The organism is Amycolatopsis sp. NPDC047767 (genome assembly GCF_040704195.1).
GTDB lineage: Bacteria > Actinomycetota > Actinomycetes > Mycobacteriales > Pseudonocardiaceae > Amycolatopsis.
In genome coordinates this window covers 302,625-328,574 of the sequence record NZ_JBEYSJ010000007.1, presented here as the reverse complement: position 1 = coordinate 328,574, position 25,950 = coordinate 302,625, and the positions used below count along the sequence as shown (strand labels likewise).

At 71.5% G+C, this 25,950-nt stretch carries 31 protein-coding genes and 1 riboswitch; of the genes, 18 read left to right on the top strand and 13 right to left on the bottom strand.

Annotated features, from left to right (window positions below; translation table 11 throughout):
* Positions 1-115 precede the first annotated feature (115 nt).
* A complete protein-coding gene (gene mshD, locus AB0878_RS16295) occupies positions 116-1,015 on the bottom strand; it encodes a mycothiol synthase (protein ID WP_366580567.1) in 900 nt (299 codons plus the stop codon).
* 78 nt (positions 1,016-1,093) lie between these two features.
* Positions 1,094-1,831 carry a response regulator transcription factor gene (locus AB0878_RS16290; protein WP_366580503.1) on the bottom strand — a complete coding sequence of 246 codons (738 nt, stop codon included), beginning with the start codon at positions 1,829-1,831 and terminating at the stop codon, positions 1,094-1,096.
* A 178-nt stretch (positions 1,832-2,009) separates the two neighbouring features.
* On the opposite strand from AB0878_RS16290, the gene AB0878_RS16285 reads away from it, so the two are divergent.
* From AB0878_RS16285 to AB0878_RS16240, 10 genes are all read left to right on the top strand, one after another.
* Positions 2,010-2,909 (top strand): DUF2993 domain-containing protein, encoded by a 900-nt coding sequence (locus tag AB0878_RS16285; protein ID WP_366580501.1) that lies wholly within the window; start codon positions 2,010-2,012, stop codon positions 2,907-2,909.
* A 7-nt stretch (positions 2,910-2,916) separates the two neighbouring features.
* Positions 2,917-3,363 carry a thioredoxin family protein gene (locus AB0878_RS16280; RefSeq protein ID WP_366580500.1) on the top strand — a complete coding sequence of 149 codons (447 nt, stop codon included), beginning with the start codon at positions 2,917-2,919 and terminating at the stop codon, positions 3,361-3,363.
* Positions 3,364-3,455: 92 nt separating this feature from the next.
* Positions 3,456-3,554, top strand: a complete 99-nt coding sequence (locus AB0878_RS16275; RefSeq protein WP_366580498.1) for a putative leader peptide — start codon at positions 3,456-3,458, stop codon at positions 3,552-3,554.
* 81 nt (positions 3,555-3,635) lie between these two features.
* Positions 3,636-4,067 (top strand): DUF4395 domain-containing protein, encoded by a 432-nt coding sequence (locus AB0878_RS16270; protein ID WP_360597889.1) that lies wholly within the window; start codon positions 3,636-3,638, stop codon positions 4,065-4,067.
* Positions 4,068-4,101: 34 nt separating this feature from the next.
* Positions 4,102-4,938, top strand: a complete 837-nt coding sequence (locus tag AB0878_RS16265; RefSeq protein WP_366580496.1) for a sulfurtransferase — start codon at positions 4,102-4,104, stop codon at positions 4,936-4,938.
* The gene (locus AB0878_RS16260) at positions 4,939-5,247 is read left to right on the top strand and encodes a DUF1416 domain-containing protein (RefSeq protein WP_366580494.1); all 309 of its coding nucleotides are present in this window, start codon (positions 4,939-4,941) and stop codon (positions 5,245-5,247) included.
* Between the two features lie 286 nt (positions 5,248-5,533).
* Complete coding sequence (locus tag AB0878_RS16255) at positions 5,534-6,148, top strand: FABP family protein (RefSeq protein WP_366580492.1); 615 nt, start codon at positions 5,534-5,536, stop codon at positions 6,146-6,148.
* Positions 6,149-6,271: 123 nt separating this feature from the next.
* Positions 6,272-6,880, top strand: coding sequence for a 5-oxoprolinase subunit PxpB (pxpB, locus tag AB0878_RS16250; RefSeq protein WP_366580491.1), 609 nt, complete (start codon positions 6,272-6,274; stop codon positions 6,878-6,880).
* Complete coding sequence (locus AB0878_RS16245; protein WP_366580489.1) at positions 6,880-7,728, top strand: biotin-dependent carboxyltransferase family protein; 849 nt, start codon at positions 6,880-6,882, stop codon at positions 7,726-7,728. Before pxpB ends, AB0878_RS16245 begins: the two co-directional genes overlap by 1 nt.
* Positions 7,729-7,971: 243 nt before the next feature.
* Entirely contained in the window at positions 7,972-8,415 is a 444-nt protein-coding gene (locus AB0878_RS16240) for a hypothetical protein (RefSeq protein WP_366580565.1), read from the top strand.
* Here AB0878_RS16240 and AB0878_RS16235 read toward each other — a convergent pair.
* Entirely contained in the window at positions 8,397-9,242 is an 846-nt protein-coding gene (locus tag AB0878_RS16235) for an aminodeoxychorismate lyase (protein WP_366580487.1), read from the bottom strand. The two genes, AB0878_RS16240 and AB0878_RS16235, sit on opposite strands and share 19 nt — an antisense overlap.
* A gap of 31 nt (positions 9,243-9,273) precedes the next feature.
* Here AB0878_RS16235 and AB0878_RS16230 point away from each other — a divergent pair, with 31 nt between their 5' ends.
* The 3 genes from AB0878_RS16230 to AB0878_RS16220 are packed head-to-tail and all read left to right on the top strand — an operon-like array spanning position 9,274 to position 11,991.
* The gene (locus tag AB0878_RS16230) at positions 9,274-10,440 is read left to right on the top strand and encodes a folate-binding protein (RefSeq protein WP_366580486.1); all 1,167 of its coding nucleotides are present in this window, start codon (positions 9,274-9,276) and stop codon (positions 10,438-10,440) included.
* A gap of 49 nt (positions 10,441-10,489) precedes the next feature.
* Positions 10,490-11,056, top strand: a complete 567-nt coding sequence (locus AB0878_RS16225) for an aerial mycelium formation protein (protein ID WP_366580484.1) — start codon at positions 10,490-10,492, stop codon at positions 11,054-11,056.
* Complete coding sequence (locus AB0878_RS16220; RefSeq protein ID WP_366580482.1) at positions 11,053-11,991, top strand: asparaginase; 939 nt, start codon at positions 11,053-11,055, stop codon at positions 11,989-11,991. The genes AB0878_RS16225 and AB0878_RS16220 overlap by 4 nt, the downstream gene beginning before the upstream one ends.
* On the opposite strand, the gene AB0878_RS16215 is transcribed toward AB0878_RS16220, so the two are convergent.
* A complete protein-coding gene (locus AB0878_RS16215) occupies positions 11,972-12,868 on the bottom strand; it encodes a hypothetical protein (protein ID WP_366580480.1) in 897 nt (298 codons plus the stop codon). The genes AB0878_RS16220 and AB0878_RS16215 overlap by 20 nt on opposite strands.
* 207 nt (positions 12,869-13,075) lie before the next feature.
* On the opposite strand from AB0878_RS16215, the gene AB0878_RS16210 reads away from it, so the two are divergent.
* Both AB0878_RS16210 and AB0878_RS16205 read left to right on the top strand, forming a co-directional pair.
* The gene (locus tag AB0878_RS16210; protein ID WP_360597910.1) at positions 13,076-13,264 is read left to right on the top strand and encodes a DUF3073 domain-containing protein; all 189 of its coding nucleotides are present in this window, start codon (positions 13,076-13,078) and stop codon (positions 13,262-13,264) included.
* A gap of 103 nt (positions 13,265-13,367) precedes the next feature.
* A complete protein-coding gene (locus AB0878_RS16205; protein ID WP_366580477.1) occupies positions 13,368-14,222 on the top strand; it encodes a 3-hydroxybutyryl-CoA dehydrogenase in 855 nt (284 codons plus the stop codon).
* A 281-nt stretch (positions 14,223-14,503) separates the two neighbouring features.
* On the opposite strand, the gene AB0878_RS16200 is transcribed toward AB0878_RS16205, so the two are convergent.
* Genes AB0878_RS16200 through AB0878_RS16185 form a run of 4 tightly spaced genes read right to left on the bottom strand, consistent with a single transcriptional unit; the run spans position 14,504 to position 18,591 of the window.
* A complete protein-coding gene (locus tag AB0878_RS16200) occupies positions 14,504-15,286 on the bottom strand; it encodes an ECF transporter S component (RefSeq protein WP_366580475.1) in 783 nt (260 codons plus the stop codon).
* Positions 15,283-16,881, bottom strand: coding sequence for an ATP-binding cassette domain-containing protein (locus AB0878_RS16195; protein ID WP_366580473.1), 1,599 nt, complete (start codon positions 16,879-16,881; stop codon positions 15,283-15,285). Before AB0878_RS16195 ends, AB0878_RS16200 begins: the two co-directional genes overlap by 4 nt.
* Positions 16,878-17,954 carry a CbiQ family ECF transporter T component gene (locus AB0878_RS16190; RefSeq protein ID WP_366580563.1) on the bottom strand — a complete coding sequence of 359 codons (1,077 nt, stop codon included), beginning with the start codon at positions 17,952-17,954 and terminating at the stop codon, positions 16,878-16,880. The genes AB0878_RS16195 and AB0878_RS16190 overlap by 4 nt, the downstream gene beginning before the upstream one ends.
* Positions 17,944-18,591 carry a hypothetical protein gene (locus AB0878_RS16185; RefSeq protein ID WP_366580471.1) on the bottom strand — a complete coding sequence of 216 codons (648 nt, stop codon included), beginning with the start codon at positions 18,589-18,591 and terminating at the stop codon, positions 17,944-17,946. Before AB0878_RS16185 ends, AB0878_RS16190 begins: the two co-directional genes overlap by 11 nt.
* Before the next feature lie 13 nt (positions 18,592-18,604).
* Positions 18,605-18,740, bottom strand: a riboswitch (cobalamin riboswitch).
* A gap of 43 nt (positions 18,741-18,783) precedes the next feature.
* On the opposite strand from AB0878_RS16185, the gene AB0878_RS16180 reads away from it, so the two are divergent.
* From AB0878_RS16180 to AB0878_RS16170, 3 genes are all read left to right on the top strand, one after another.
* Positions 18,784-19,680 carry a Gfo/Idh/MocA family oxidoreductase gene (locus AB0878_RS16180; protein ID WP_366580469.1) on the top strand — a complete coding sequence of 299 codons (897 nt, stop codon included), beginning with the start codon at positions 18,784-18,786 and terminating at the stop codon, positions 19,678-19,680.
* 258 nt (positions 19,681-19,938) lie between these two features.
* Positions 19,939-20,598 (top strand): VanZ family protein, encoded by a 660-nt coding sequence (locus AB0878_RS16175; protein ID WP_366580467.1) that lies wholly within the window; start codon positions 19,939-19,941, stop codon positions 20,596-20,598.
* A 206-nt stretch (positions 20,599-20,804) separates the two neighbouring features.
* The gene (locus AB0878_RS16170; protein WP_366580465.1) at positions 20,805-21,548 is read left to right on the top strand and encodes a GNAT family N-acetyltransferase; all 744 of its coding nucleotides are present in this window, start codon (positions 20,805-20,807) and stop codon (positions 21,546-21,548) included.
* On the opposite strand, the gene arfB is transcribed toward AB0878_RS16170, so the two are convergent.
* From arfB to AB0878_RS16145, 5 genes are all read right to left on the bottom strand, one after another.
* Positions 21,545-21,973, bottom strand: coding sequence for an alternative ribosome rescue aminoacyl-tRNA hydrolase ArfB (gene arfB, locus AB0878_RS16165; RefSeq protein ID WP_366580561.1), 429 nt, complete (start codon positions 21,971-21,973; stop codon positions 21,545-21,547). The genes AB0878_RS16170 and arfB overlap by 4 nt on opposite strands.
* A gap of 40 nt (positions 21,974-22,013) precedes the next feature.
* Positions 22,014-23,084 carry a phosphoribosylformylglycinamidine cyclo-ligase gene (gene purM / locus AB0878_RS16160; RefSeq protein WP_366580464.1) on the bottom strand — a complete coding sequence of 357 codons (1,071 nt, stop codon included), beginning with the start codon at positions 23,082-23,084 and terminating at the stop codon, positions 22,014-22,016.
* Between the two features lie 30 nt (positions 23,085-23,114).
* Positions 23,115-24,641: an amidophosphoribosyltransferase gene (purF, locus tag AB0878_RS16155; RefSeq protein ID WP_366580463.1), complete on the bottom strand. Its 1,527-nt coding sequence runs from the start codon at positions 24,639-24,641 to the stop codon at positions 23,115-23,117.
* 215 nt (positions 24,642-24,856) lie between these two features.
* Positions 24,857-25,228: a hypothetical protein gene (locus AB0878_RS16150; protein WP_366580462.1), complete on the bottom strand. Its 372-nt coding sequence runs from the start codon at positions 25,226-25,228 to the stop codon at positions 24,857-24,859.
* Positions 25,215-25,454, bottom strand: coding sequence for a DUF397 domain-containing protein (locus tag AB0878_RS16145; protein ID WP_220245081.1), 240 nt, complete (start codon positions 25,452-25,454; stop codon positions 25,215-25,217). Before AB0878_RS16145 ends, AB0878_RS16150 begins: the two co-directional genes overlap by 14 nt.
* Between the last annotated feature and the right edge of the window lie 496 nt (positions 25,455-25,950).

Below are 25,950 nucleotides of genomic sequence, written 5' to 3'. Positions count from 1 at the left end.
AGTGAACAAGGCACCGTATGTGAGCAGGGTGACTACGCCGAAAGGGTGTCGTGTCCCTGCCGTGACCTGCATGTACGCAGAAAGTGACACGGGCCGCGCACGCGGTCGATGGTGACTACCGACCGTACTGGACGTCGGTTTCGAAACGCGTGAACCCCAGTTTCGAATAGACCGCCAGTGCCGGTGCGTTGTCACCTTCCACGTAAAGGATTACTTGCCGTAGTCCCTTCTCGCGCAAGTACCGCAGGCCCGCGAGCGTCAATGCCTTGCCGAGACCGCCACCCTGCGTGCCCGGATCGACACCCACGACGTAGACCTCCCCGACCGGCTCACCGCCGAACCGGCCGGGCACGGGCTCGTGCACCTTGGTCCAGTGGAACCCGACGACTTCGCCCTTCTCGTTCTCCGCCAGGAAGAAGCCGGCGGGGTCGAACCACGACTGCCGTTCCTCGGCGCGCAGCTCGTCGACGCTGAACGCGCCCTGCTCCGGGTGCCAGTCGAACGCGCGCGCGTTGACGGCGATCATGGCCTCCTCGTCCTGCCCCGGCACGAAGGTGCGCAGCCGCAGTCCTTCGCGCAGCACAGGTTCCGGCCAGTCGGCGCCTTCGACCTCGACGTGCAGGATCAGCAGCTCGCGCTGCCGGCCCAGGCCGAAGTCCTTCGCCAGAGCGGCGGCCGCGGCGCTGTCCCCGTGGGCCCAGACGCGGGCGCCCTCGGCCGCCTTCGCGTCGAGCTCGCGGGCCAGCGCGGTGCCGACACCGCGGCGGCGGTAGCCGGGATGCACCACGACCTCCGCAACTTGGCGGCCGTACGAGTCGCCCTCGGTGTCGAGGTGCGCGTAGCCGGCGGGCTTGCCGTCGAGGCGCGCGAGCAGGTGCAGCCCGCCCGCGAACTCCCGCGGCAACGGACCGGTCGCGTCGACCTCGGGCCGCCCGTCGGCGGCCTTCGCCGCGAGCAGCACCTCACGCACGGCTTCCGCCGCGCCCGCCTCGAGTTCGGCCGTCCAGCCCGTCAGCTCTGTTTCCGCCACGAAGCCGACATTACCCACGCGCGGCGTCGCGTGAAGGGGCTCGTTGGGGGAATCGGACCCGCGTCAGTGGCTGGTGTACTCGGGCGCGGACTCGATGGCCGGCGCCGACTGCTTGGCACCGGACTTCGCCGGGCGCTCGAACTTGTAGCCGACGTTGCGGACCGTGCCGATCATCTGCTCGTGCTCCGGGCCCAGCTTGGCGCGCAGGCGCCGCACGTGGACGTCGACCGTGCGCGTGCCGCCGAAGAAGTCGTAGCCCCAGACCTCCTGCAGCAGCTGCGCGCGGGTGAAGACGCGCCCGGCGTGCTGCGCGAGGTACTTCAGGAGCTCGAACTCCTTGTACGTGAGCTCGAGCGTGCGCTTGCGCAGGCGCGCGGTGTAGGTGGCCTCGTCGATCACGAGGTCGCCCACGCGCAGTTCGGCCTCGACCTGGCCGGAGACGCCGTCGCGGGTCGTCACGAGCCGCAGGCGCGCGTCGACCTCGGCCGGGCCGGCAGTCGGCAGCAGGATGTCGTCGGTGCGCCACTCGGAGCTCACGGCGACCAGGCCGCCCTCGCCGACCACGGCGATCACGGGCGTGCTCGCCTCGTCGTCGCCGGCGCCCTTGAGCAGGCGGCACAGGCTCTTCGCGGAGGCGAGGTCGCTGCGCGCGTCGAGCAGGATGACGTCGCGGTGCCCGGCGTCGAGCAGGGCCGTCACCTCGGGCTCGCGGACGCGTACGGTGTGGGGCAGCAGATCGAGCGCGGGAAGCACAGAGGTGGGGTCGGCTTCCGCGGTAAGTACCAGAAGGTCCAGGCTCATGGAGCCACACCGCCTTCACAAAGTCAGGGCCTGGCGCACGGCCTCGAACGTGGGCCTTGGTCGGTGCTGAGTGAGAATACCGGGTGAACAACACGTCACCTAGCTCGTGCTGGATCGATCACACCCGGCGCGACCCCGGAAGACGCCCCGGCCCCCGACGAACAGGAGAACCGAAGCGATGGTGAGCAGGCCCGTGACGCGGGACGACCGACCGGCTCCTCGGCCGGACAACCGGCGTCGCGGACGGCGCGTCCGCCGCTGGGTGATCGTGCTCGGGGTCATCGTGATCCTGCTGGTCGGAGCCGATTTCGGGGCCGCCGCGTTCGCCGAGCACACGATCTCCCAGAAGGCCCGCGAGCAGCTCGGCCTGACCGACGACCCGTCGGTCGACATCCACGGATTCCCGTTCCTCACGCAGGCGCTCTCGGGTGACTACAGTCACATCACCGTGTCGGCCGACGGCGTGCCCGTCGGCGGTGAACTCCGTGATCTGGGCGTGAGCGCGGAACTCGAAGACGTAACAGCGCCGTTGTCCGACCTCACCGCGGGCAACACGAAGAACGTGAAGATCGGCAAGCTCACCGGCGCCGTGACGATCAAGGCTTCGGACATCGCGCGCATCTCGCCGCTGGACAAGATCCAGAACCTGCGCATCGACCAGAGCACCGAGGCCTACGTCAAGTACGGCGACACGGACCAGGGCCAGGAGCCGGACCCGACGCCCACCAACGCGGCGGGCGAGCCGCAGGACGGCAACACCGCCGGCATACGCCTGTCGGGCGACGTGCAGGTGGCCGGGCAGAAGGTGGAGATCTTCTGCTTCGCGCTGATCGAGCTCAAGGGCAAGACGATCACGATCACCCCCCACCGGCTGCAGTTCGGGAATGACCACGAGACCACCGTCGTTCCCGACTCAGTGCAGAAGGCTCTCCTGCCGAACTTCCGCGCCACGATCGACACGAGCACGCTGCCGCTTTCGGTCACCCCGACCGCGGTGCGCGTGGACAGCGGTTCCGTGACGATCAAGGGCGAGGCGACCAACGTGAACTTCTCGGATCTGTCGACGTCGAAGGGGTGAGTGCCCGGTGACCGGAGTCTGGGTCCTGCTGGCCACGCTGGTGGTCGCGGTCGTGGCCGGCGTGCTGCTCAAGGCGCGCAACGGCCGGGTGCGCGCGGCCAAACCGGCCGCCGCGGCCCGCGACCTCGCCCAGCTGCCCGCTCCGGTCGCCGAAGCGCTCGACCCGGCCGCGGCCGTCACGCTCGTGCAGATCTCGACGACGTTCTGCGCGCCGTGCCGGCACACGCGCGCCATCCTGTCGTCGCTGGCCGACAAGACCGAGGGGCTGCACCACGTCGACCTCGACGTGACCGAGCAGCCCGAGGTCGCCCACGCCTTGTCCGTGCTGCGCACCCCCACCACGCTCGCCCTGACGGCCGACGGCCGCGAGCTGCTGCGCGTGGGCGGCGTGCCGAAGGGCCCGGAGCTGCTGGAAGCCCTGCGTCCGCACCTGGCCGAAGCGGACGTCAGCTGAAGCCGTCACCGGCTGTTTCCCAGACTCCGGGACTCGTCCCAAGGTGTGAACGCGGTTCCCAGTGTGTTGGAGCACTGGGTACCCTCGGCGGCGTGGACGAGCTGCCCATCACCCTCCTGACGCAGCGCCGCGCGGTGGACCTGTGCCGCGTGCGCAGCAGCTTGTGTCCGCGCGCCTCGCGCCGACGCTGAACGACGTCTCGCGCCGGTTCGCTCCACCCGTCGCCGTGTGCCTTTCGCACGCCCCTCGCCTCGCCCTCAGCAGGAGGATCCATGCCCGCCGGACCGGCTGTCGACCCGCGTGGCCCGCGGTTCGCCGCGATCATCACCACGATCGTGCTCGCTGTGGTGCTCGTGACGCAGTGGTGGCCGCTGCTGGCCCTGCAGACCGTGGTGTTCGCGATCGGCGCGTTCATCGGTCTGAAGCCGGCGCCGTACTCGGTGCTCTACCGCGCGCTCGTCGCGCCGCGGCTCGGCCCGCCGACCGAGCGCGAGGACGCGGCGCCGCTGCGGTTCGCGCAGGCCGTGGGCTTCGTGTTCGCGCTCGTGGGCACGATCGGCTTCGTCGCCGGCGTGACCCCGCTCGGCATCGTCGCGACGGCGTTCGCGCTGTTCGCCGCGTTCCTCAACGGCGCGTTCAACTTCTGCCTCGGCTGCGAGATGTACCTGCTGCTCAAGCGCTTCAGCCCCGCGCGGGCTTCCTAGCACTGCCAAACCCCAGAAGGAGATGTTCGCTTCCATGAGCCGTGAAGACGCCCTGGTCACCACCCAGTGGGCCGAGGACAACCTGGACACGCCCGGTGTGGTGTTCGTCGAGGTCGACGAGGACACGACCGCCTACGACGCCGGGCACATCCGCGGTGCGGTGAAGCTCGACTGGCGCAACGACCTGCAGGACGGCGTGCGCCGTGACTTCGTGAACAAGGCCGATTTCGAGAAGCTGCTGTCGGAGAAGGGCATCTCGAACGACGACCGCGTGGTCCTCTACGGCGGCAACAACAACTGGTTCGCCGCCTACGCGTACTGGTACTTCAAGCTCTACGGCCACGAGAACCTGCAGCTGCTCGACGGCGGCCGCAAGAAGTGGGAGCTCGACGGCCGTGAGCTCAACGCCGACGACGTGAAGCGCGAGCCGACCACGTACAAGGCCAAGGAGCAGGACCTGTCGCTGCGCGCGTTCCGCGACGAGGTCGTGCAGGCCATCGGCGAGAAGAACTTCGTCGACGTGCGGTCGCCGGACGAGTTCTCCGGCAAGCTGCTCGCCCCGGCGCACCTGCCGCAGGAGCAGTCGCAGGTGCCGGGCCACATCCCGGGCGCGCTGAACGTGCCGTGGGCCAAGGTCGCCAACGAGGACGGCACCTTCAAGACCGAGGACGAGATCAAGGACCTCTACTCCGAGGCCGGCATCGACGAGTCCAAGGCGACCATCGCGTACTGCCGCATCGGTGAGCGTTCGTCCATCGCGTGGTTCGCGCTGCACGAGCTGCTCGGCTACTCGGACGTGAAGAACTACGACGGTTCGTGGACGGAATACGGCTCGCTGGTCGGCGTGCCCGTCGAGTTGGGAGCGAAGTGAATGGCTGACGACGGTTGCGGCGCCCCGGTCCAGGTGGCCACGCCCGCTGACTTCGACACCAACGGCCAGGTCGTCCTGGCCGGCAAGGTGACCGGCGCCGACGGCCCCCTGGGTGGCGCCTTCGTCCGCCTCCTCGACGGCGGCGGCGACTTCACCGGCGAGGTGGTCGCCTCCCCGGAGGGCGACTTCCGCTTCTACGCGGCCCCGGGCTCGTGGACGGTGCGTGCCCTGCACCGCACGGGCAACGGCGAGGCCTCCGTCACCGCGGAAGGCCCGGGCCTGCACCAGCTGGCGATCTCGGTCGGCTGACGCGCGCTTTGTGAAGGGCCCCTGGGGTTTGCCCCAGGGGCCCTTCACATGTCTTCAGTCAGGACGCGCCGGGTTCGGCCGGCCGGTGATTTTCTTCGTCAACCTGCCGCTCTTCGTGACTGTGCTCACCGCGACGACCCTGCACGGAGACTGAAGGCGCCGGGCCGACTATTCTCCTCGCTGTGGAGACCCTGTTTACGATCCTGCTGGCCCTGGCGGCAGTCGCCGTCGTGTGGTTCGCCTGTTACGTCGTCTACCGGCTGTACGCCGACCAGCGCTGAGCGCCATGACCGCCAGTGGCGACGAAGCCATCGCGGCCGCGGAGGAGCGTGCGGCGAGCACGCGCACGCGCAACCTGCCGTTGTGGGACGACCTGCCGATCCCCAACGACACGGCCAACCTGCGCGAGGGCCCGAACCTGAACGACGCGTGCCTCGCGCTGCTGCCGATGGTCGGTGTCTGGCGCGGTGAGGGCGAGGTCGACTACCCGACCATCGACGGCCCGGTCAAGTTCGCGCAGCAGCTCACCATCGCACACGACGGCCGCCCGTTCCTCACGCACGAGGCGCGCGCGTGGCTGCTCGACGACGAGGGCAACGTCATCCGCCCCGCCGCCCGCGAGAGCGGGTTCTGGCGGCCGCAGGAGGACGACACGATCGAGCTGCTGCTCACGCACAGCTCCGGCATCGTGGAGCTCTACTACGGCAAGCCGCGCAACCAGACGTCGTGGGAGCTCGGCACCGACGCGGTGATCCGCACGGCCACGGCCAAGGACGTCACCGCGGCGCAGCGGCTCTACGGCCTCATCGAAGGCAGCCTCGGCTACGTCGAGGAGCGCGCCATGATGGGCCAGGAGATGCAGCCGCACGCGTCGGCGCTGCTGCACCGCGTCGTCGGCTGAGCAGGGCCTTTACCAATCCGGCCAACAGCAGGCCGACCCCACGCGGCACGTAACCGTTGCTACGAAGCCATTCGGCCGTGTCTGTGGCCGGATTGGCAACGATCGGCACAGTACGCTCTGTCCATGCTCTGGCGGCCCTGCGGCGAGCACGCCGCCCTGCTCGACTGCGACTCGCTCGCGCAGATGACGGCCGCCCGCGCCACGGTCGAGGCCGCCGGGATCGACGGGATCGCGGAGCTCGTGCCCGGGGCGCGCAGCCTGCTCGTGGTGGCCGAGCCCGGGTCGTCCGTCCTCAAGGCAGTGCGGGACCTGCTCGACGGCGCCGACCTCACGCACCCGCCCGCCGGGTCGCCGCGCGAGGTCACGCTGGACGTTCACTACGACGGCGAAGACCTGGCACTCGTGGCGAGCGAGGCCGGGGTGTCGGAGGCCGACGTCGTCAAGCTGCACACCGAAGCCGAGTACACCGTGGCGTTCACCGGCTTCGCGCCCGGGTTCGGCTACCTGACCGGACTGCCGGACGCGTTGCAGCAGCCCCGCCTCGAGTCCCCGCGCACGAAGGTCCCCGCCGGGTCCGTGGGCATCGGCGGGGAGTTCACCGGCGTCTACCCGCGCGAGTCCCCCGGCGGCTGGCGGCTGCTCGGGCACACCGACGCGACGCTGTTCGACCCTGCTGCCGAGCGGCCCGCGCTGTTCGCGCCCGGCGACCGCGTGCGCTTCCGGAGCGTGTGATGCGCGCGCTGGAGATCGTCCACACGGGACCGCTCGCACTGGTGCAGGACCTCGGCCGGCCCGGCTACGCGCACCTCGGCGTGCCGCCGTCCGGCGCGCTCGACGCCGACGCCCTGCGCCTGGGCAACCGCCTGGCCGGCAACCCCGAGGACGCGGCCGGGATCGAGGCGTTGCTGGGCGGGCTGACCGTGCGGGCGACGGCGCCGTGCACCCTCGCCGTGACGGGACCCCTCGTGCCGGTTCAGGTGGACGACCGGCCCGTCGGTTCCCACTCGGCCGTCTCGCTACGGGAGGGGCAAACGCTTGCGCTCGGCCGCCCGACGGCCGGTTTGCGCAGCTACCTGGCGGTTTCGGGCGGGATCGCCGTCGAGCCGGTGCTGAGCAGCCGTTCGCGCGACGTCCTCTCGGGCATCGGGCCGGAACCGCTGGAAGACGGCGTCTCGCTGCCGCTCGGCCCGGTCACCGGAGTGCCGGCGGGAGCCGACGTCGTGGTCGCTCCGGCGACCCCCGAACGGCTCGTGGTGCCCGTGGTCCTCGGCCCGCGCGACGACTGGTTCACCGACCTCGCCGAGGGCCTCGGCGCCTGGTGGACCGTGACGCCCGAGTCCAACCGTGTCGGCCTGCGTCTCGACGGCCCACCGCTGCACCGCGCGAACACCGCCGAACTGCCCAGCGAAGGCCTCCTGACGGGCGCGATCCAGGTCCCGCCGAGCGGCCGGCCCGTCGTCTTCCTCGCGGACCACCCCACGACCGGCGGCTACCCGGTGGCCGCCGTCGTGAGACGCGGTTCCCTCGGCGCACTCGCGCAGGCACGCCCGGGAACCTCCGTGCGGTTCCGCTCGTCTTGACCCGGTCAGGCCGAGCGGCTCACCGTGAGGAGCAGCGGGACGCCGCCGCCTCGGCGGGCCGCCACGTCGGCGACGAACTCACCGAGCCAGCCCCTGACCCGTGCCCGATCGTGGAACTGGATGCAGGGGTCGCGATCGGGCCCGATCGCCCGTTGTGGCCGCCGCGGTGAGACGCGGGTCACTCGGCGCACTCGCGCGGGCACGCCCTGGAACCTCCGTGCGGTTCCGCTCGTCTTGATGGGCGTGGAACGGGTAACGGTCACGGGTGGGACAGGTGTCCTGGAACTGAACAGGGTCCTGGAACCGAGCGGTGGCGCTCGGGTGGAGCTGCCGCAGTCGTTGCGCATCGCGCTGGCCACGGGCCAGCTGCGGCGTCCGCTGGCGGAGACCCTGCGTGACCTGCTGGCCCTGCTCGTCGACGGCTGTTACCAGGTCGACGGCCCCGCCCGCCTCGAGTCCGACGAGCCGCTCGTGCCCACCGCGACCTGGCCGCCCGACGACGAGGCGCGCGTCGCCTACTACCGCACGGCGATCCGGACCGGCCACCGTCCCGTGGCCGTCGTGCTGTCCGGCGCCCGGCCGTTGATCCTGGACGGGCACCACAAGATCGCCGCCTACGAGGCCGAAGGCGTACGCGCGTCCGCCGTGGTGATCAGTGCGGCGCCGGCTCAGTACTCGCCTTCGTAGGCCGCCACCAGTTCGCGGTGCAGCTCCGCCGAGTCGGGCAGCGCATTGCCGTCCAGCGTGTGGACGCGGGTGACGAGCCGGACCGACGACGCGAGGAACACCCCGTCGGCCGTCGCCAGGTCGGCGGCCGAGAACGGCTCCACCTTCACCGTCCAGCCGGCCTTCTCCGCACCGCGGAACAGGGCCGCCTGCGTGGTGCCCGGCAGGATCCCGACGGTGGACGGCGGCGTGTAGAGCGTGCGCTCGCGCGCCAGCACGACCGTGGACGTGGGGCCTTCCAGCACGGAACCGTCGGCAGCGGTGAAGATCACATCCTGAGCGCCGCGACGTCCGGCCTCGCGCAGGGCGGCCATGTTCACGGCGTACGAGACGGTCTTCGCGCCCAGCAACAGCCACGGCGCGCGCTCGGCGACGTCGGGTCCGAAGCCGCGCTCCAGCGTCACCGCGGCGACGCCCTCGGCTCGGGCGCGGCGCACCTTCTCGTCGATCTCCATGCCGATCGCGAACGCGGTCGGCGTGCCGGCCGGATCCCCGTCGACACCCCGCGTGTACACGAGTTTCAACGCGATTTCCCGGCCACCGGCCCAGTTGTCGATCACGGCGCGGGCGGCCGTCTCGAACGCGGCGAGGTCGGGCGCCGGCAGCTCCAGCATCGCCGCGGAACGGGCGAGCCGGTCGAGGTGCGGACGCATTTCTCGCGGTTTTTTATCAGCCACGAGGATGGTCTCGAACACCCCGTCTCCGCGCAGCAAACCGAGGTCGTCCACGCGAAGGTGGGCGGCGTCGGGGTCGGCCAGGTTTCCGTCGAGGAAGGCGAGGACGCGCATTCCCTCACCGTACTCACATAGTCTTGTGGTTATGGCCTACCGCTCGCCGTTGCTCGAAGCCCCCCGCGCGATCGCCGCGCCCGACGGACACCCCGAGGCGGGAGTTCCGTGGCACTGGGGCGATCCGTTCGCCGAGCAGCGCACCGCCGCGCGCGGTGTGGTCGTGATCGACCGCTCGCACCGCGAAGTCCTGGCTGTTTCAGGCGAAGAACGCTTGAGCTGGCTGCACCTCGTGATCTCCCAGCACGTGACGGAGCTGCCCGAAGGGTCAGGCACCGAAGCCCTCGTGCTCGACAGTCAGGGCCACATCGACACGCACTTCGTGCTGGCGCACCTCGACGGCACCGTCTGGCTCGACAGCGACCCGGGCCCCGTCGCCTCGAGCGCGCTGCCCAAGGGCGGCAAGCAGACGTTGCGTGAATACCTCGAGGCGATGAAGTTCTGGTCGAAGGTCGAGATCCGCGACGCCACAACGGAACTCGCCGTCCTCACCGTGCTCGGGCCGGAGGCCGAACGCGTGCTCACGGCCGTGGGGGTGGAGGTCGGCGCCGAGCCGTATGCCGTGTCGGCGTTGCCCGGCGGCGGTTTCGCCCGCCGCATGCCGTGGCCGTCTCGGTCCAGTGTGGACCTTCTGGTGCCGCGCGAAGAGCTCGCGACGTGGTGGCAGCGCCTCACCGACGCGGGCGCGCGCCCGGCCGGCAGCTGGACGTTCGACGCGCTGCGCGTGGAGTCGCGGCACCCGCGCGTCGCCGTGGACACCGACGACCGCACCATTCCGCACGAGGTCGGCTGGATCGGCAGCGCCGCCCACGTGGCGAAGGGCTGCTACCGCGGCCAGGAAACCGTCGCGAAGGTGCACAACGTCGGGCGCCCGCCGCGCTACCTGGCGCTGCTGCACCTCGACGGTTCACCCGAGATCACGCCCGAAACGGGTGACCCGGTGCGCCTCGGCGAACGTGTGGTGGGCCGCGTGGGCACCGTCGTGCAGCACCACGAGCTCGGCCCGATCGCGCTGGCCTTGGTCAAACGCTCCGTGCCGGCGGGCGCGGAACTGCTCGCCGGCCTGGGGAAAGACGACAAACAGGACGACTCTGAAAACCCCACTGACCGCACCGTTCAGGCCATCGTGGACCCCGACTCCGTGCCGGGCGAGCACGCCGCACCTGGTCGGGAGGCCGCGCAACGGTTGCGGGGCTGAACTGAACCCGGCGGTAGCATTGTCGGGGAATCTAGAGCAGGATGTGCCCGTGATCGAAGTGCGTCCCGGTGGGCGACGGCGGATCGACCGCGTCCTCGCCCCGGGATACCTCACCGGACTCGGCGACCTGCCGCTGCCGGTGCTGCGCGAACGCCGTGACGAGGCCGCGCAGGAGGAGACCGACCTCTCGTACCTGCGCCGGCTGCTGCACGCGCGGATCGACATCGTGCGCGCGGAACAGCAGCGCCGGTCGTCCGGTGGCGTCAACAGCATCGTCGACCAGCTCGCCACGATCCTCGCCGACAACGCGCTCGGCCCCGCCACCGGTTCCGGGCGCCACCAGCAGCTCGAACCTTCGCGCGCCGGCGAGCACCGCCGCCACGCCGAGGCGCTGATCGGCGACACGGACCTCACCGACGTCGGCACGCTCTCCGACGACAAACTCGCCGCCGCGCTCGACACGTACGCCACCGAGGAGTCTTCGGTGTCCACGTTCCGGCGCCAGGTGCAAGGCGTGATGGACACGCTCAACGCCGAGATCGCCGGCCGCTACCAGCGCGGCTCCGCGACCGTCGACGAGCTGCTCGACTCCGAGCTGGGACGCACCGAAGAGTGACGGAACCGGTTCTCGTCGAGGTCGAGCGGTCCGGCCTCGTGGAAAGCGTGCACCGCGGTTCGCTGGTGATCACGGCGCCGGACGGCAGCGTGATCCACTCCGTGGGCGACGTGACCGGCCCCGTCTTCCCGCGGTCGTCGACCAAACCCCTGCAGGGCGTCGGCATGCTGCGCTCCGGCCTGGACTACGACAGCGCCGACCTCGCGCTGGCCTGCGGCTCCCACTCCGGCGAATCCGGCCACGTCGAGCGCGTCGCGGCGATGCTCGCGGCGGCCGGTCTCGACGAGTCGGCGCTGGCCTGCCCGCCCGCGTACCCGCTGCACGAGCCGACGATGCACGCGGCGACCGAGCCGTTGCGCGTCACGATGAACTGCTCCGGCAAGCACGCCGGGATGCTCGCCACGTGCGTCGCCGCGGGCTGGCCGACCGACGGTTACGAGCAGCCCGGTCACCCGTTGCAGAAGGCCCTGGCCGACACCGTGGTGGAGCTGACCGGGGAACCGATCGCCACGACCGGCGTCGACGGCTGCGGCGCGCCGCTGTTCGCCTACTCGCTCACGGGCCTGGCCCGTGCGTTCGGCCGGTTGGTGCAGGCGCCTTCCGGTTCGGACGAGCGGCGCGTGGCCGACGCCATGCGCGCGCACCCGTGGCTGGTCGCCGGCACGGACCGGGAGGACACCGCGCTGATGGGCGGGGTGCCGGGGCTGCTCTCGAAGATCGGCGCCGAGGGCGTGCTGGCCTTCGCTCTGGCCGACGGCACGGCGGTGGCGCTGAAGATGTCCGACGGCGCGAAGCGCGGCTGTGCGCCGCTGGCCGTGGCGGTGCTCGCGCACCTGGGCGTGGACGTCTCCGACCTCGAAGTCCTCGCGAACCCGCCGGTGCTCGGTGGTGGCCGGCCCGTGGGCCGGCTGCGGGTCAGTTGGAGCGCTCCCTAGCCGCGAGGTCGCCCCAGAACTCGCGCAGCTCGGAGAACAGCTCGGCCAGCTCCTCGACATTGCCGGTGCGCAGGGCTTCGAGGATGTCGTGGACCTCCTCGGCCGTGGTGTCGGACTCGAGGATCGCGTCGGCGAACAGCTGCACGAGGCCGCCGTAGTCCAGCTCCACCACGGAGTCGGGGTCGAAGCTCTCCAGCCACCGTTGCGTCTGCGACAGGACGCGACCCGGACCGGAGTCGCCGAACGCGGCCTCGATCAGCTCGCCGGCCTCAGCCGCGCGGGTCAGCGCGTCGGACATCGACGTGCGCCAGGAGAGCTCGCGCGCCGGATCGTCCTGGCCGGAGCCGAGAACGAGCTTGCGCTCGTCGGGGTCGACGAGGACGAACCACGGCAGCGGCACGGTCCAGGTGGTGGTGAGGGTGTGGGCGGCGGCCGTGGTCAGGTCGGCCATCGCCGCCTTCGTGCGCGAGCGGGCGCGGTCGGCCGAGACGCCGCCGGCGTCGAGCACGGCGTTCTTCAACGCCGGGGTCGCGTCGCCGAGGAAGGTCACCAGCGCGGCGGCCGCGCGGGCGCGCAGTTCGAGCGGGCACACGAACGGGCCTTCGCCGGGGTGACCGGCCGGGACCTCCGCCGGGTCGAGCACGAGGACGTCGGTGAGCAGGCTCGGCGCGGGCCGCCCGTCGGCGAGCTCCGCGGGCAGCAACCGGGCGGGCGCGGCAGCCTGTGACTTGAGCCACACGGACTGCTCGCGTTCGCCGATCGCGGCCCGGCGCAGCTTCGCCGCGGCGACGGCTTCACGCAGCCGGTCGTCGGGCGGGTCGCCGAGCGCGAGCAGGGGTTCGTACACCCTCAGATACGCCACGAAGGGACGGAGCACCTGAGCATCGTGGCACGCCCACCTGCGCCGATCCCCACCGACAGGCCGGTAACCGGCGTCCGGCGGACACTGTCGCCACCGGCACACCGTGCCACGTCGCATCGAACCCCCGGGACACGGTACGGTGTGACCAGGAAAGAACTGTCGAGACGATGCGGGGCCGCCGATTCCCCCGGCCGCCCCGCCCCTGTGCGAGGGGGTCGAGCCATGGGGCGCGGCCGGGCTAAGGCCAAGCAGACGAAGGTGGCGCGCGAGCTCAAGTACAGCTCCCACGACACCGATTTCGATGCTTTGCAGCGCGAGCTGTCGAGTGATTCCTCGGCCAACAACGGGCACGAGGACGACAACCGGTACGAGGACCCGTACGACGACGGGTACGACGAATACCGGCGTTGAGCAGACGCGATACGCGAGGGTGGAGTCCGGGCACTGCCCGGCACCACCCTCGCGCGTCGCGTGCTGCCCATTTTCTGTGCCTGCGTGACGAAGGAGCTAGCCGGTGACAGACATTCAGCGAGTCGGCGTGGTGGGTGCCGGGCAGATGGGCTCGGGCATCGCCGAGGTGCACGCCAAGTCGGGTTTCGACGTGGTGATCACCGAGGTCAGCCAGGCTGCCCTCGACGCCGGCAAGGCGCGCATCGAGAAGTCGCTGCAGCGCGGCGTGAAGAACGGCAAGCTCTCGGCTGACGACGCCGCCGCGGCGTTGGGGCGCCTTCGCTTCACGACGGACCTGGCCGACCTCGCGGACCGCGACCTGGTCATCGAGGCCATCCTGGAGCAGGAACAGGCCAAGACCGACGTCTTCGCCCAGCTCGACAAGCTCGTCTCCCGCCCCGACGCGATCTTCGCGTCCAACACGTCGTCCATCCCGATCGTCAAGATCGCCATGGCCACGAGCCGCCCGCAGCAGGTCGTGGGCATCCACTTCTTCAACCCGGTGCCCGTGCTGCCGCTCGTCGAGCTGGTCCCGTCGCTGCTCACGGCCGACGACACCGCCCGCCGCGCCGAGGAACACGCCGGAGCCCTGGGCAAGACGGTGATCCGCGCCCAGGACCGCGCCGGCTTCATCGTCAACTCGCTGCTGGTGCCCTACCTGCTCTCCGCGATCCGCATGGTCGAATCCGGCTTCGCCACCGCCGAAGACATCGACCGCGGCATGGAACTCGGGACGGCCCACCCGATGGGCCCGCTGCGCCTGTCGGACCTCATCGGCCTCGACACCGTGAAGGCCATCGCGGACTCGATGTACGACGAGTTCAAGGAACCCCTCTACGCGGCCCCTCCGCTCCTCCTGCGCATGGTCGACGCGGGGCTGATGGGGAAGAAGTCCGGGCGGGGCTTTTACACATACTGATCGCTGATCGCCTGTTTGCCGGCAGGTTCACCGCGCCGCTAGGCCGCTGCACGGCAGTGCGAGCGGTCCGTCGGGCGGGCCGACGAGCGGTCTCGTTTCACCCCGCGCGCAGGCGCGAGTGGACCGTTCGGACCGCAACCCACCACGTGAGCGGTCCCCTCGGCCACGAGTTCGTCGCGAGCGGTCCCGCCGATCGGCCAGTGCGCCGCGAACGGTCCCGCCGGTCGCACGGGCGTGGAGCGAGTCGTCCATTTGCGACGCCGTCGTGACCTTCGGCCCGATCAAGGCCTGAACGAAGCCCTCCGAGCCGCGCGGCGGAGGAGGGTCAGGATGGCCGGCCCCAAGACCAGGATCGCGACCAGGTTCGTGAGTGCCCGGCCCGTGTCCCAGCCGAGGGTGGACGTGAGGACCGTGAAGACCAGGAAGCGGTGCAGGTTGGCGCCCAAGGGTGCGCCCGGGACGAAGTCCAGGGAGGAGGCGCCCGCGAGGAACGGCCAGGTGAACATGCTCATCGCGAGCCCGTAGAAGTACGCGGCCACCACGCCGTACGCAGCGAGCAGCGCGATCTCCCAGCGGCCGCGCACAGCGCGTGGCAGCAGGCCCGCTCCCAGGCCGACCAGGGAAGACGCGAGCATCTGGAACGGCAGCCACGGCCCGACGCCGCCCGTGAGCAGGGCGGACGCGAAGAGCGAGGTCGCGCCGAGCACGAAGCCGAAGCCGGGGCCGAAGACGCGGCCGGCGAGCACCAGCAGGAAGAACACCAGCTCGATGCCGCCCGTGCCGGCGCCGAGGGGGCGCAGCGCGGCGTCGACGGCGGACAGGACGCCGAGCAGGGCCAGGGCCTTCGCGTCGAGGCCGCCGCTGGACAGTTCGGCGAGCACGATCAGGATCAGCACCGGCAGCGTCGCCATGAAGACGAACGGCGCGTCGGCCGTGTGACCCGATGGTGGCGTCGACACGAAGAGCGGCCAGCAGAACATCGCCAGGCCAAGCACCACGGCGACCGCGAGCACGAAAACGGTTCGCAGCCGGATCCGGACGGCCGGGCCGAGGAAGTCCGTCACCGCAGCGCCTGCTCGACCTCGGCGACCGTCAGCCACTCCTGCGGCGCCAGGACCTTCGCCACCTGCGGCGCGAAGGCCGGCGACGACACCACGACGTCGGCCGTCGGGCCGTCGGCCACCACCTCGCCGTCGGCCAGGACCACCACGCGGTGGGCGGCCACGGCGACGAACTCGACGTCGTGCGTGGCCAGCAGCACCGCGACGCCCGAAGAAGCCAGCGAAGCCAGCACGGCCGCGAAGTGGCGCTTCGCCGGGTAGTCCAGGCCGCGGGTCGGCTCGTCGAGCAGGACAACCGGCGGCGCGGCGGCCAGCTGCACGGCCAGCACGAGCGCGAGCCGCTGGCCTTCGGACAGGTCACGGGGGTTCGCCTCCGGTGAGACGCCCGGAACCAGCCGGTCCAGCAACGCCCGGGCCGTGCCCGCGGCGGCGCCCGACTCGGTGTCGGCCTGCCGGCACTCGGCGGCCACGGAGTCGAGGTACAGCAGGTCGGACGGGGTCTGCGGCACCAAGCCGACACGCGACCGGGCCGCCCGGGGCCGCGCCGCAGCCGGGTCCACACCCAGCACGTCGACGGTCCCGCCCGAGCGCGGCCCGCTGCCCTGCAGCGCCCAGAGCAGCGAAGACTTGCCGGACCCGTTGCGCCCCATCAACGCGACGACCTCACCTCGGCCCAGCCGCAGGTCCACCCCGCGCACGGCCACTACGCCTCCGTAGCGCACCTGCACCCCCCGCGCGGTGAGCACGGCCTCCGTAGGCACGCGGGCCGCGGCGGGGCGGGCCGCCGTCGAGAGCCGTTCTCGCAACGGTCCCGCCCGCCGCCGCGCGTCCCGCACCGAGAGCGGCAGCGGCGACCAGCCCGCGAACCGGCCGAGCTCCACGATCGGCGGCGCGACGTCGGCGTCCGCGAACACCTCCGCCGGTGGTCCGGACCGCACGGAACCGTCGCCCGGGAGGTAGAGCAGCCGGTCGGCGTACTGCGCCACACGCTCCATCCGGTGCTCCGCGACGACGACCGTGGTGCCGAGGTCATGCACCAGCCGCGTGATCGCGGCCAGCACCTCCTCGGCGGCGGTCGGGTCGAGCGCCGACGTCGGTTCGTCCAGCACGAGCACGCCCGGGTGCGCGGTGAGCACCGACCCGATCGCCACGCGCTGCTGCTGCCCGCCGGAAAGCGTCCGAAGTGGACGGTCGCGTAGCTCGGCGATGCCCAGCAGGTCGAGCGTCTCCTCCACGCGCTTGCGCATCACGTCGGGCGCCACGGCCAGCTGCTCCATCGCGTACGCGAGCTCTTCCTCCACAGTGTCCGTGACGAACCCCGCGAGCGGGTCCTGCCCCACGACGCCGACGACGGACGCCAGCTCACGCGGTGGGTGCGTCGCGGTGTCCAGACCGGCGACGAGCACCCGTCCGGCCAACGTGCCGCCGGTGAAGTGGGGCACGAGCCCGTTGATGGCACCGAGAAAAGTCGACTTGCCGACCCCGGTTCGCCCGGCCACCAGGCACAGTTCGCCTTCCTCCACCACGAGGTCGACGCCGTGCAGCACGGGCGCGGAAGCGCCGTCGTAAGTGACCGTGACCTGCGAGAACTCGATCACCGCGCCACCTCCACAACGGACTGCGGCCGCGGCGCGAGCCACGCCGGCAGCACCCCGATCAGCACGGCCAACGTCGGCACCAACGGCAAGGTGGGCCAAGCCGGCGGGCTGACCGACGTGGCCAACGAGGCCGGCGAAGCAGCCAGCAGCAGCCCCGCCGACGCGACGCCGCACAGCACCACCAACGTCTCCGGCAGCCGCCACGGATCGGGCCGGTACGCCGTCCGCTGGATGCGCCGCCCGCCCAGCACGAACCCGGCGGACGCCACGGCCAGCCCCGCCACCAGCATCGGCACGCCGAGCCAGCTCGACGACCCGTCCAGCACCCCGTACACCCCGACGGCGACCCCGACCAGTCCGGCGAGCACGCAAGCGGCGATCAGCACCCGCACGCGCGGTGCGAGGTACCCGCGCCGGCCGTAGCCGCGCGAGTCCATGGCCGCCGCGAGCAGGAGCGAGCGGTCCAGCGCGTCCGCCAGCACCGGCACGAAAACCCCCTTCACGAACCTCAGCCCCCGTCCACGCGCCGCGCGCAGCCGGCGCGCGCGCCGCACCCGCTGCACGCTCTCCACCAGCTGCGGGGCCACCGAAAGCGCCACCGTGACCGCCGTGCTCACCTCGGCCAACGCACCGGGCACGGCCTTGAGCAGGCGTTTCGGGTTGGCCAGCGCGTTGGCGGCGCCCACGCAGAGCACGATCGTGGCCAGCCGCAGGCCGTCGTAGAAGCCGCCGAGCAGCTCCTCGGCCGACGTGGGCCCCAGCAGCTCGATCCCGGCGGCCGCGGCGGGCAATGGGATCGTCGGCAGCGTGAACAGCACGTGGCCGCCGTCCTCGCCGCCGATGAGGATGCGGAACAGCACGCGCGACACCACGATCACGGCCGCGACCAGCGCGTACACGCGAAAAGCCAGCGCCCACGGCGCGTCGCCCCGGCGGTTCACCACCACGAACCCGGCCACGGCGATCACCAGCGCGAGCAGCAACGGGTTGGTGGTGCGGCTCGCGGCGACGGCGAGCGCGAGCGCCCACACCCACCACGCACCCGGGTGCAGAGCCCGCGCGTTACCGGGCAGCACGCCTGCGCCGCAGCCCGACGACCACTCCGGCGACGACCAGCGCCACGATCACGACGAGCCCGATCACCAGGCTCCACGGAAAGCCGCTGCCGCCGGAATCCGTCGACGCGGCCGCGGGAACCGGCGCGTTGGCCTTCCGCACCGGCGCCACCCGCGGCGGCGGGTAGTCCTGGAAGGACTTGTTGTGCGCGAACGACCAGCCCTCGAAGCTCCCCGCCGGCGGCTTCCAGCCCTGCACCCCGACCTGGCTCGAAGCCCACTTGCCGCCGTCGGTCGCCGTCCAGAAGCTCCACGACGCGCTCTCCGGCGGCATCCCCGAGCACGACTGGTCGACCGGTTTGCCCTCGATCTTGCAGATCAGCGCCAGGCCGTACTTGCCGACGCCCGCGATGTCGAGGCCCGCGTTCTGCATGGCCGCCACCCCGTCGGCCTGCGGCCCGGGCGCGCAGCGGATCAGGGTGTCGCCACCGAGGTCCTGGAAGTCGACCACCACCGTCACGCCGGTGGCGTCGGGACAGTAGCCCGCGGTGCCCTTCCCGGGCACGGTCGCGGTGGCGGGACTCGCGCCGGACAGGCCGGCGGTGACCAGGAGCGCGGCCACGGCCAGGAGCCGGACTGCAGGGAACAACCGCATCGTTGATGAACCTCGCATCGAGTCGGACCACGGCGGGCGATCCGGCTCACGGCCGCGCGGGCGGCCGCTCACGGTTGCGGGTCAGCGCCGGATTCCCACCGGCTTCCCCCGATCGTGGTGTACAGCTGACCGACGTTAACCCACCGGAGGTACCCGCCGGAAGCGGCGCCGGACACACCTACACTTCCGGGCGTGGACGTCGGACAGCTGCGCATCGGCCTCGTCGGAACCGGTCCCTGGGCGACCACGGTGCACGCGCCGGGACTGGCCGAACACCCCGGCACCGAGCTCACCGCCGTGTGGGCGCGCCGCGTCACCAGCGCCCGCCCGCTGGCCGAGGCCCACGACGCGGTCGGCACCGACGACCTCGACGAGCTGTTCTCCCTGGTCGACGCCCTAGCCTTCGCCGTGCCGCCCGCCGTGCAGGCGGAGATCGCGACGCGCGCGGCCGAGGCCGGCAAGCACCTGATCCTCGAGAAGCCCATCGCCGCCGACCTGGCGAGCGCGCAGCGGCTGGCCGACGCCGTGGACAAGGCCGGCGTCGCGTCGCTCGTGATGCTCACGCTGCGGTTCTCCCAGCAGACGCGCGAATGGCTCGACGGCCTCGCCGCCTCGGGCGGCTGGCGCGGCGGCGGCGCACGCTGGCTTTCGGGCGCGTTGCTCGGCGGGCAGTACTCGACGTCGGCGTGGCGGCTCGACGCGTCCGGCGGCGCGCTCGCCGACATCGGCCCGCACGCGTTCGACCTGCTCGACGCCGCCCTCGGCCGCATCACCGACGTGCTCGCGGCCCACCGCGGCCCCGACGACCTGTGGCAGCTGATGTTCGCCCACGAGGGCGGCGCGACGAGCACCGCGACGCTGTCGCTGCGGCTCCCGGTTCAGCCGACCGTGGTCGAGGTCGCGGTCTACGGCGAGCACGGCTACCGGACACTCGGCCGCAAACCAGGCACCGCCGGGGAGGCCTACACGGCTCTGCTGGACGACTTCGCGGCCATGGTCGCGAGTGGCACGACCACGCACCCGTGCGACGTCCACCGTGGCCTGCACCTGTCCGCGCTCATCGAGAAGGCGCGCGAGCTCGCCGGGTAGTACACAGGCTCAAACCCTTGATTTCCGTTGTGAACCAAGGCTTTCCGCCAAGTCGGCGCAATCCTTCCACAGGGTTGTCCACAGCATCCACTATGGACGGTCCGCGCCTCGACCGAACCACGGGAAGCCGTTTCGCGCCACCGGAAAGATCACCGAATAGTGCGGCCCGCTGAGCATGCCGACTCGAACCGGCAATGCGAAGGTTGATCTTGGGAGGGCGGGAAGAAGCAGTTCAGAGGGGTTCGAGAAGGGAAGCGCATGGGTGCCTTGCTGCGCGCTTTCTGGGGGATCATCCCGATCACGGCCATCGCGTTGCCATACGCGCTGCTTTGCTGGCCCTTGCTCGCCGCGCGGAGGCGGCGAAGAAGCAGCGACGTCAGCCTCGGCCACGCGTCGGCGACCGCGGCCGTCGATGTGACGGCGGTGACGCTCGGCGCGCTCGTGCTCTGCCTGGTCATCATGCCCGTCGGCACCGATTCGGGGAGCACCCTCGACCTGGTGCCCGGCGCCGACCTCACCGCCGCGCTGTCCGACGACGGATCGCTCTGGCAGGTCGTCGGCAATCTGCTCCTCCTGAGCCCGCTGGGCGCGCTCGTGCCGCTGCGCCTGCGCCGGCTGCGGTCGCTCAGCCGGATCGCGCTCACCGCCCTGAGCGCGTCCGTGCTGGTGGAGGCCACGCAGTTCCTCATCCAGAGCGGCCGTGTGACCTCGACCGACGACGTGCTGCTCAACACCATCGGCGCCACGCTGGGCGCCGCCCTGACCCGCCGCGGCTGGCGCTACTTCGACGTGGTGCCCGTGGTCGCGATCCCGCAGCAGGTGCGGCGGACCGTCTGCAACGCGCCCGTCCGCCTGCGCGTGCCGCGGTCGGTGTGGGACACGCGCTACGCCGGGATCGGGCATCCGGAACGGCGCTGAGCCGGCCGAACCGCGCTAAATCGCTTGCGCCCGCTGGGACACTGAAAGCTCTCGGATCTTCGGACGAAGGAACGCCTATGTTTGCCGCCGCTGCTCGCGACGGCCGAGGTCAGGCCTGACGCGAGCCCGTCAGCCGTCCTTCCCATGCCCTGCCCGCTTCGGCAGCGCGCGTGGGTCTCCTTCGACCCCGAAAGGGTTCACCCAGCATGTCCGCCCTTCAGGCGTATGTCCGTGCCACCGCACCCCGAGGCCGTGACGTCGAACGGATCGGCCCGTTCCTCGCGACCTTCTCCCGCACCGGCGACAACCCGATGCTCAACTACGCGATCCCGGACGACGGCGCCGCGCCGTCACCCGAGGAGATCACCGCGCTGACCGAGGCGTACGCGCGCCGCGGCCGGCAGCCCCGGCTGGAGTTCTTCACCGAAGCCGCGCCCGGCCTGGAGGAACTCCTCGTCGCGCAGGGGTATTCGCTCGAGCGGCGCGTGCCGCTCATGACCTGCACCCCGACCGGCTTCGTGGACCGCCCGGCACCCGCCGGGATCCTGCTCCGCGTTCCGGAGACCGACGCCGACGTGCGCAGCCTGCGTTCGGCGCAGAACGTCGCCTTCGGCGCGTCGCCGGAGGTGTCGGACGCGGAGCTGGCGAGCACCCGCTCGTTCGGCGACCGCGCCGTGCGCGCCGAGGACACCGCGACCGGCGCGGTGATCGGCGGCGGGTTCGCGCTGGACATCGTGGACGGTGCGGCCGAGATCGCCGGCATCGCCGTCGCCGAGGCCTACCGCGGCCGCGGCATCGCGTCGGCGATCACGGCGTACCTGACCCGCCTGGTCCACGAGCGGGGTGGCCCCACGGCCTTCCTCACCCCCGGCGACCTTGGCATCGCCACGGTGTACCGCCGCGTCGGCTACCAGCCGGCCGGCGAGTGCGTGCACCTCTCGGTGAGCTAGTCGTCGAACCGGCCGCCGCGGCCGCGTTTCACGTCGCTGCGGCGTTTCTTCGCGGCCAGGCGGCGTTCCTTCGAACCCCGGGAGGGTTTGGTGGGACGCCGCTTGGCCGGCGGCGGCGCGGAGGCCTTGAGCAGCAGGTCGGCGAGGCGTTCACGCGCGGCGTCGCGGTTCTGCAGCTGCGAACGCTGCTCGCTGGCGGCGATGGTGAGCACGCCGTCGACAAGGCGGCCCGCCAGCCGCGCCACGATCCGCTCGCGCAACGGCTCCGGGATCGCCGCCGACCGCGCGACGTCGAACGAAAGCTCCACGCGCGAGTCGGTGGTGTTCACGCCCTGCCCACCCGGTCCGGACGACCGGGAGAAGCGCTCGCTCAACTCGGCCGCCGGGATCACGAACCGGGAGCCGACCACCACGTCCTCTGCCACTGCCACGCTGTCCAGTCTCCCAGCCGCGACAACCGCGTTTCTAGAACCGCGGGTGGTCGCCCGAGAGCACGGCGCGCGGGCCGTCGGGGTCGTCGGCCGGCTGCACGTCGCCGAGGATCCACGCCGGCACGTGGCGCGCGGTCAGCACGGCCAGCGCCCGGTCGACGTCCTCGGCCGACACGATCGCGACCATGCCGATGCCCATGTTGAACGTCTTCTCCAGCTCGGCGCGCTCGACCTTGCCGCGCTGCCCGATCAGCGCGAACACCGACGCCGGCGTCCACGTGCCCCGCTCCAGCCGCGCAACCAGCCCGCGCGGCATCACACGCGCGAGGTTCGCCTCGAGGCCACCGCCGGTGATGTGCGCGAAGGTGCGCACCTCGGTCTCGGCGGCCAGCGCCAGGCAGTCCTTGGCGTAGATCTTCGTCGGCTCCAGCAGCTCCTCGCCGAGCGTGCGGCCGAACTCCTCGACGTGGCCGTCGAGCGGCATGCGCGCGATGTCGAGCAGCACGTGGCGGGCCAGCGAGTAGCCGTTGGAGTGCAGACCGGAGGAGCCCATGGCCAGCACGACGTCGCCCGGGCGCACCTTCTCGGGCGTGAGCAGCGCGGACGCCTCGACCACGCCGACGCCCGTGGCCGAGATGTCGTAGTCGTGCTCGCCCATCAGGCCCGGGTGCTCGGCCGTCTCGCCGCCGAGCAGGGCGCAGCCGGCCTGCACGCAGCCCTCGGCGATGCCGCCGACGAGCGCCGCGATCTTCTCCGGGACGACCTTGCCGACCGCGATGTAGTCCTGCAGGAACAGCGGCTCGGCGCCCGTCACGACCAGGTCATCGACGACCATGGCCACCAGGTCGATGCCCACGGTGTCGTGCTTGTCGAGCGCCTGCGCGACCGCGATCTTGGTGCCCACGCCGTCGGTGGACGACGCGAGCACCGGCTCTTTCCACTTGTCGAGCTTGAGCGAGAACAGCCCCGCGAACCCGCCGACCCCGCCGCGCACCTCCGGGCGGGTGGCGCGCTCGGCGTGGGGCTTGAGCAGCTCGACGGCCTGGTCACCGGCTTCGATGCTGACGCCGGCGGCTGCGTACGTGGCGCTCGTGGACTCGCTCACGGAAGCGGACTCCCTACTGGACAATTCGGACTAGGGACGCCGGACGGCGTCTTCGGCACCGTACCCGGCCGGGCTGACCGGAGTCGCTTTGCCATTGACCGAATCCATGCTTTCCAGCAGGTGCTTGCCGATCAACGCGTCGTCCGGCAGGTCGATGGGGTATTCGCCGGAGAAGCACGCGGTGCACAGGCGCGACTTCGGCTGCTCCGAGGCCGCGACCAGGCCGTCGAGCGAGATGTAGCCCAGCGAGTCGGCTCCGATCGAGCGGCGGATGCCGTCGAGGTCGACACCGTTGGCCACGAGCTCGGCGCGCGAGGCGAAGTCGATGCCGTAGAAGCACGGCCAGCGCACGGGCGGCGAGGCGATCCGCACGTGGACCTCGAGCGCGCCGGCCTCGCGCAGCATGCGCACGAGCGCGCGCTGGGTGTTGCCGCGCACGATCGAGTCGTCGACCACGACCAGGCGCTTGCCGCGGATCACGTCGCGCAGCGGGTTGAGCTTCAGCCGGATGCCCAGCTGGCGGATCGTCTGCGACGGCTGGATGAACGTGCGCCCGACGTAGGCGTTTTTCACCAGGCCGGTGCCGTAGGGGATGCCCGAGCCCTGCGCGTAGCCGATCGCGGCCGGCGTGCCGGACTCCGGTACGGGCATGACCAGGTCGGCGTCGGCCGGATGCTCGCCGGCGAGCCGTCGGCCGATCTCCACACGCGTGGCGTGCACGCTGCGGCCGGCGATCGTGGTGTCGGGGCGGGCGAGGTAGACGTACTCGAACACGCAGCCCTTGGGCTCCGGGTTCGCGAAGCGCGACGAGCGCAGGCCTTCGGCGTCGATGGCGATGAGCTCACCCGGCTCGACCTCGCGCACGAACGACGCGCCGCAGATGTCCAGCGCGGCCGTCTCGCTCGCCACGACCCAGCCGCGCTCCAGGCGGCCGAGCACCAGCGGGTGCACGCCGTGGGGGTCGCGGGCGGCGTAGAGGGTGTTCTCGTCGGCGAAGACCAGGCAGAACGCGCCCTTGAGCGTCGGCAGCAGCTCCATGGCCGCGGCCTCGATGCCCTTGTCGGCCGCGTTGGCGGCGAGCAGGCCGCAGACGAGGTCGGAGTCGCTGGACGAGCCGGTGAGGCCCGCGTGCGGCTTGAGACCGGCGGCCTTCGTGCGGTCGCGCAGCTCGGCGGTGTTGACGAGGTTGCCGTTGTGCGCGAACGACAGGCCGCTGCCGGTGGCGGTGGTGCGGAAGATCGGCTGCGCGTTCTCCCAGATCGTGGCGCCGGTCGTGGAGTAGCGGCAGTGCCCGACGGCGATGTGGCCCTGCAGCGACTGCAGCACCTGCTCGTCGAACACCTGGCTGACCAGGCCGAGGTCCTTGAAGACCACGATCTGCGAGCCGTCGGAGACCGAGATGCCGGCCGCCTCCTGCCCGCGGTGCTGCAGCGCGTACAGGCCGTAGTAGGTCAGCTTCGCGACCTCTTCCCCGGGAGCCCAGACGCCGAAGACGCCACACTCCTCGCGGGGTTCCGGGTCGGGCTGGTCAGGACTGGCGGAGGGGTCGGAAACCACCGAGGTGCTCCCAGGAAGACGTGGGCGGGCCAAGTCCAAGTGTAAGGGGTGTTAAGGCGGGTCACGCCGTGCGCGACGTGGTTCTCCCCACTTCACCACGGCGTTTGAGAGAGCGGTGCTCGCGTTGTGGATCTTGGTTCTCGGCCCTGAGCATGAACCAGGCCCCGCACGACGTGGCTGTCCACCTCGCACGGGGCCTGAAGATCAAGGGTTTTTCAGCGGGCCGCGAGCCACTTCGAAGTGCCGCCGCGCCCGGGCACCCAGCACCCCTTGGCGGGGGCGAGCGCCTTGGTTTCCTCGTCGGGGAGCGCGAGGACCTCGGTCAGCACCTCGGCCACCTCACCGCGGCGGCGCCACAGCCACCTCTCGGGCTCGAAGACGTTGTCCTCCGTGCCCGGCACGCGCGTGGCGATCGCGTCGTCCTCGGCATTGAGCCGGACGACGTCCACCACGTTGTCGTGCACCCGGACGCCGACGACGGCTTCGAACTCGCCGTTCGCGTCCGTCTGGTGCACGAACTGGTAGCCGCGGCCGATGAGCTCCTGGAGACCGATCTCGACGGTCTCCAGCGCGTCAGCCGAGGACATCGTCGAATTCGCCGTCCTTCGCGCCGGCGAGGAACGCGGCCATCTCCGCGCGGGTGTACACGAGCGCCGGGCCGGTCGGGAAGCGGGAGTTGCGCATCGCGATCTCGCCGGAAGCCAGCGGAGCGACCTCCACACAGTTGCCCACAGCGCCGCTGTAGCTCGCCTTGCGCCACTGGGCGCCGGTCAGACGGTCGGCCGGAATGCCGTTCTCGAACCGCTCAGCCATGATCCCCACCTTCCGGGACGGTGAAAAGCTCAGGAATCTGCACGTGCATCTACCTGTGACTGGGACGCTAGCACGCGCTCATGCAGCGGTAAATGCACGTGCAGAAGTTTTTGCAATTTTCTCACTGCGTGACGACAGACTTCAGTAGAAAGTCCCGGTCGGGCGATTACACCGCCACTCGAAGGGGTGAAAAGTCACGCTGCGTCGCTGTTGACGCGGGGAAAGTCGCGCTCCGCGAAAACCCGACAAACCGCCGCTCTCAGCGGGTGAACAGCCGCGACGGGGTGTGAGCGCCGGGGTTTCGGTGAACGGGTGGCGTGGCGTGGGGGCGCCTCGATGCCCCGCAGGGTGACACGCCGGCGGGATGCCCGCAACGCGGCCGAGGAGCGTCGAGGGCTCGCGGAGATAGCAGTCGGCGCTCGCCGCACGGGCAGACCTTCGGTCGGACTCGCCACGGCTGGGGCACGGCAGGCACGGCAGGCACGGCAGGCACGGC

What these genes read in the sequence shown, in the direction of transcription:
- AB0878_RS16270 (WP_360597889.1), top strand. Translation starts at nt 3,636, where the DNA reads ATGCCCGCCGGACCGGCTGTCGACCCGCGTGGCCCGCGGTTCGCCGCG.
- AB0878_RS16285 (WP_366580501.1), top strand. Translation starts at nt 2,010, where the DNA reads ATGGTGAGCAGGCCCGTGACGCGGGACGACCGACCGGCTCCTCGGCCG.
- AB0878_RS16175 (WP_366580467.1), top strand. Translation starts at nt 19,939, where the DNA reads ATGGGTGCCTTGCTGCGCGCTTTCTGGGGGATCATCCCGATCACGGCC.
- pxpB (WP_366580491.1), top strand. Translation starts at nt 6,272, where the DNA reads ATGCTCTGGCGGCCCTGCGGCGAGCACGCCGCCCTGCTCGACTGCGAC.
- AB0878_RS16170 (WP_366580465.1), top strand. Translation starts at nt 20,805, where the DNA reads ATGTCCGCCCTTCAGGCGTATGTCCGTGCCACCGCACCCCGAGGCCGT.
- AB0878_RS16145 (WP_220245081.1), bottom strand. Translation starts at nt 25,454, where the DNA reads ATGGCTGAGCGGTTCGAGAACGGCATTCCGGCCGACCGTCTGACCGGC.
- AB0878_RS16185 (WP_366580471.1), bottom strand. Translation starts at nt 18,591, where the DNA reads ATGCGGTTGTTCCCTGCAGTCCGGCTCCTGGCCGTGGCCGCGCTCCTG.
- AB0878_RS16210 (WP_360597910.1), top strand. Translation starts at nt 13,076, where the DNA reads ATGGGGCGCGGCCGGGCTAAGGCCAAGCAGACGAAGGTGGCGCGCGAG.
- AB0878_RS16245 (WP_366580489.1), top strand. Translation starts at nt 6,880, where the DNA reads ATGCGCGCGCTGGAGATCGTCCACACGGGACCGCTCGCACTGGTGCAG.
- AB0878_RS16235 (WP_366580487.1), bottom strand. Translation starts at nt 9,242, where the DNA reads ATGCGCGTCCTCGCCTTCCTCGACGGAAACCTGGCCGACCCCGACGCC.
- AB0878_RS16260 (WP_366580494.1), top strand. Translation starts at nt 4,939, where the DNA reads ATGGCTGACGACGGTTGCGGCGCCCCGGTCCAGGTGGCCACGCCCGCT.
- AB0878_RS16265 (WP_366580496.1), top strand. Translation starts at nt 4,102, where the DNA reads ATGAGCCGTGAAGACGCCCTGGTCACCACCCAGTGGGCCGAGGACAAC.
- AB0878_RS16230 (WP_366580486.1), top strand. Translation starts at nt 9,274, where the DNA reads ATGGCCTACCGCTCGCCGTTGCTCGAAGCCCCCCGCGCGATCGCCGCG.
- AB0878_RS16290 (WP_366580503.1), bottom strand. Translation starts at nt 1,831, where the DNA reads ATGAGCCTGGACCTTCTGGTACTTACCGCGGAAGCCGACCCCACCTCT.
- AB0878_RS16150 (WP_366580462.1), bottom strand. Translation starts at nt 25,228, where the DNA reads ATGTCCTCGGCTGACGCGCTGGAGACCGTCGAGATCGGTCTCCAGGAG.
- AB0878_RS16255 (WP_366580492.1), top strand. Translation starts at nt 5,534, where the DNA reads ATGACCGCCAGTGGCGACGAAGCCATCGCGGCCGCGGAGGAGCGTGCG.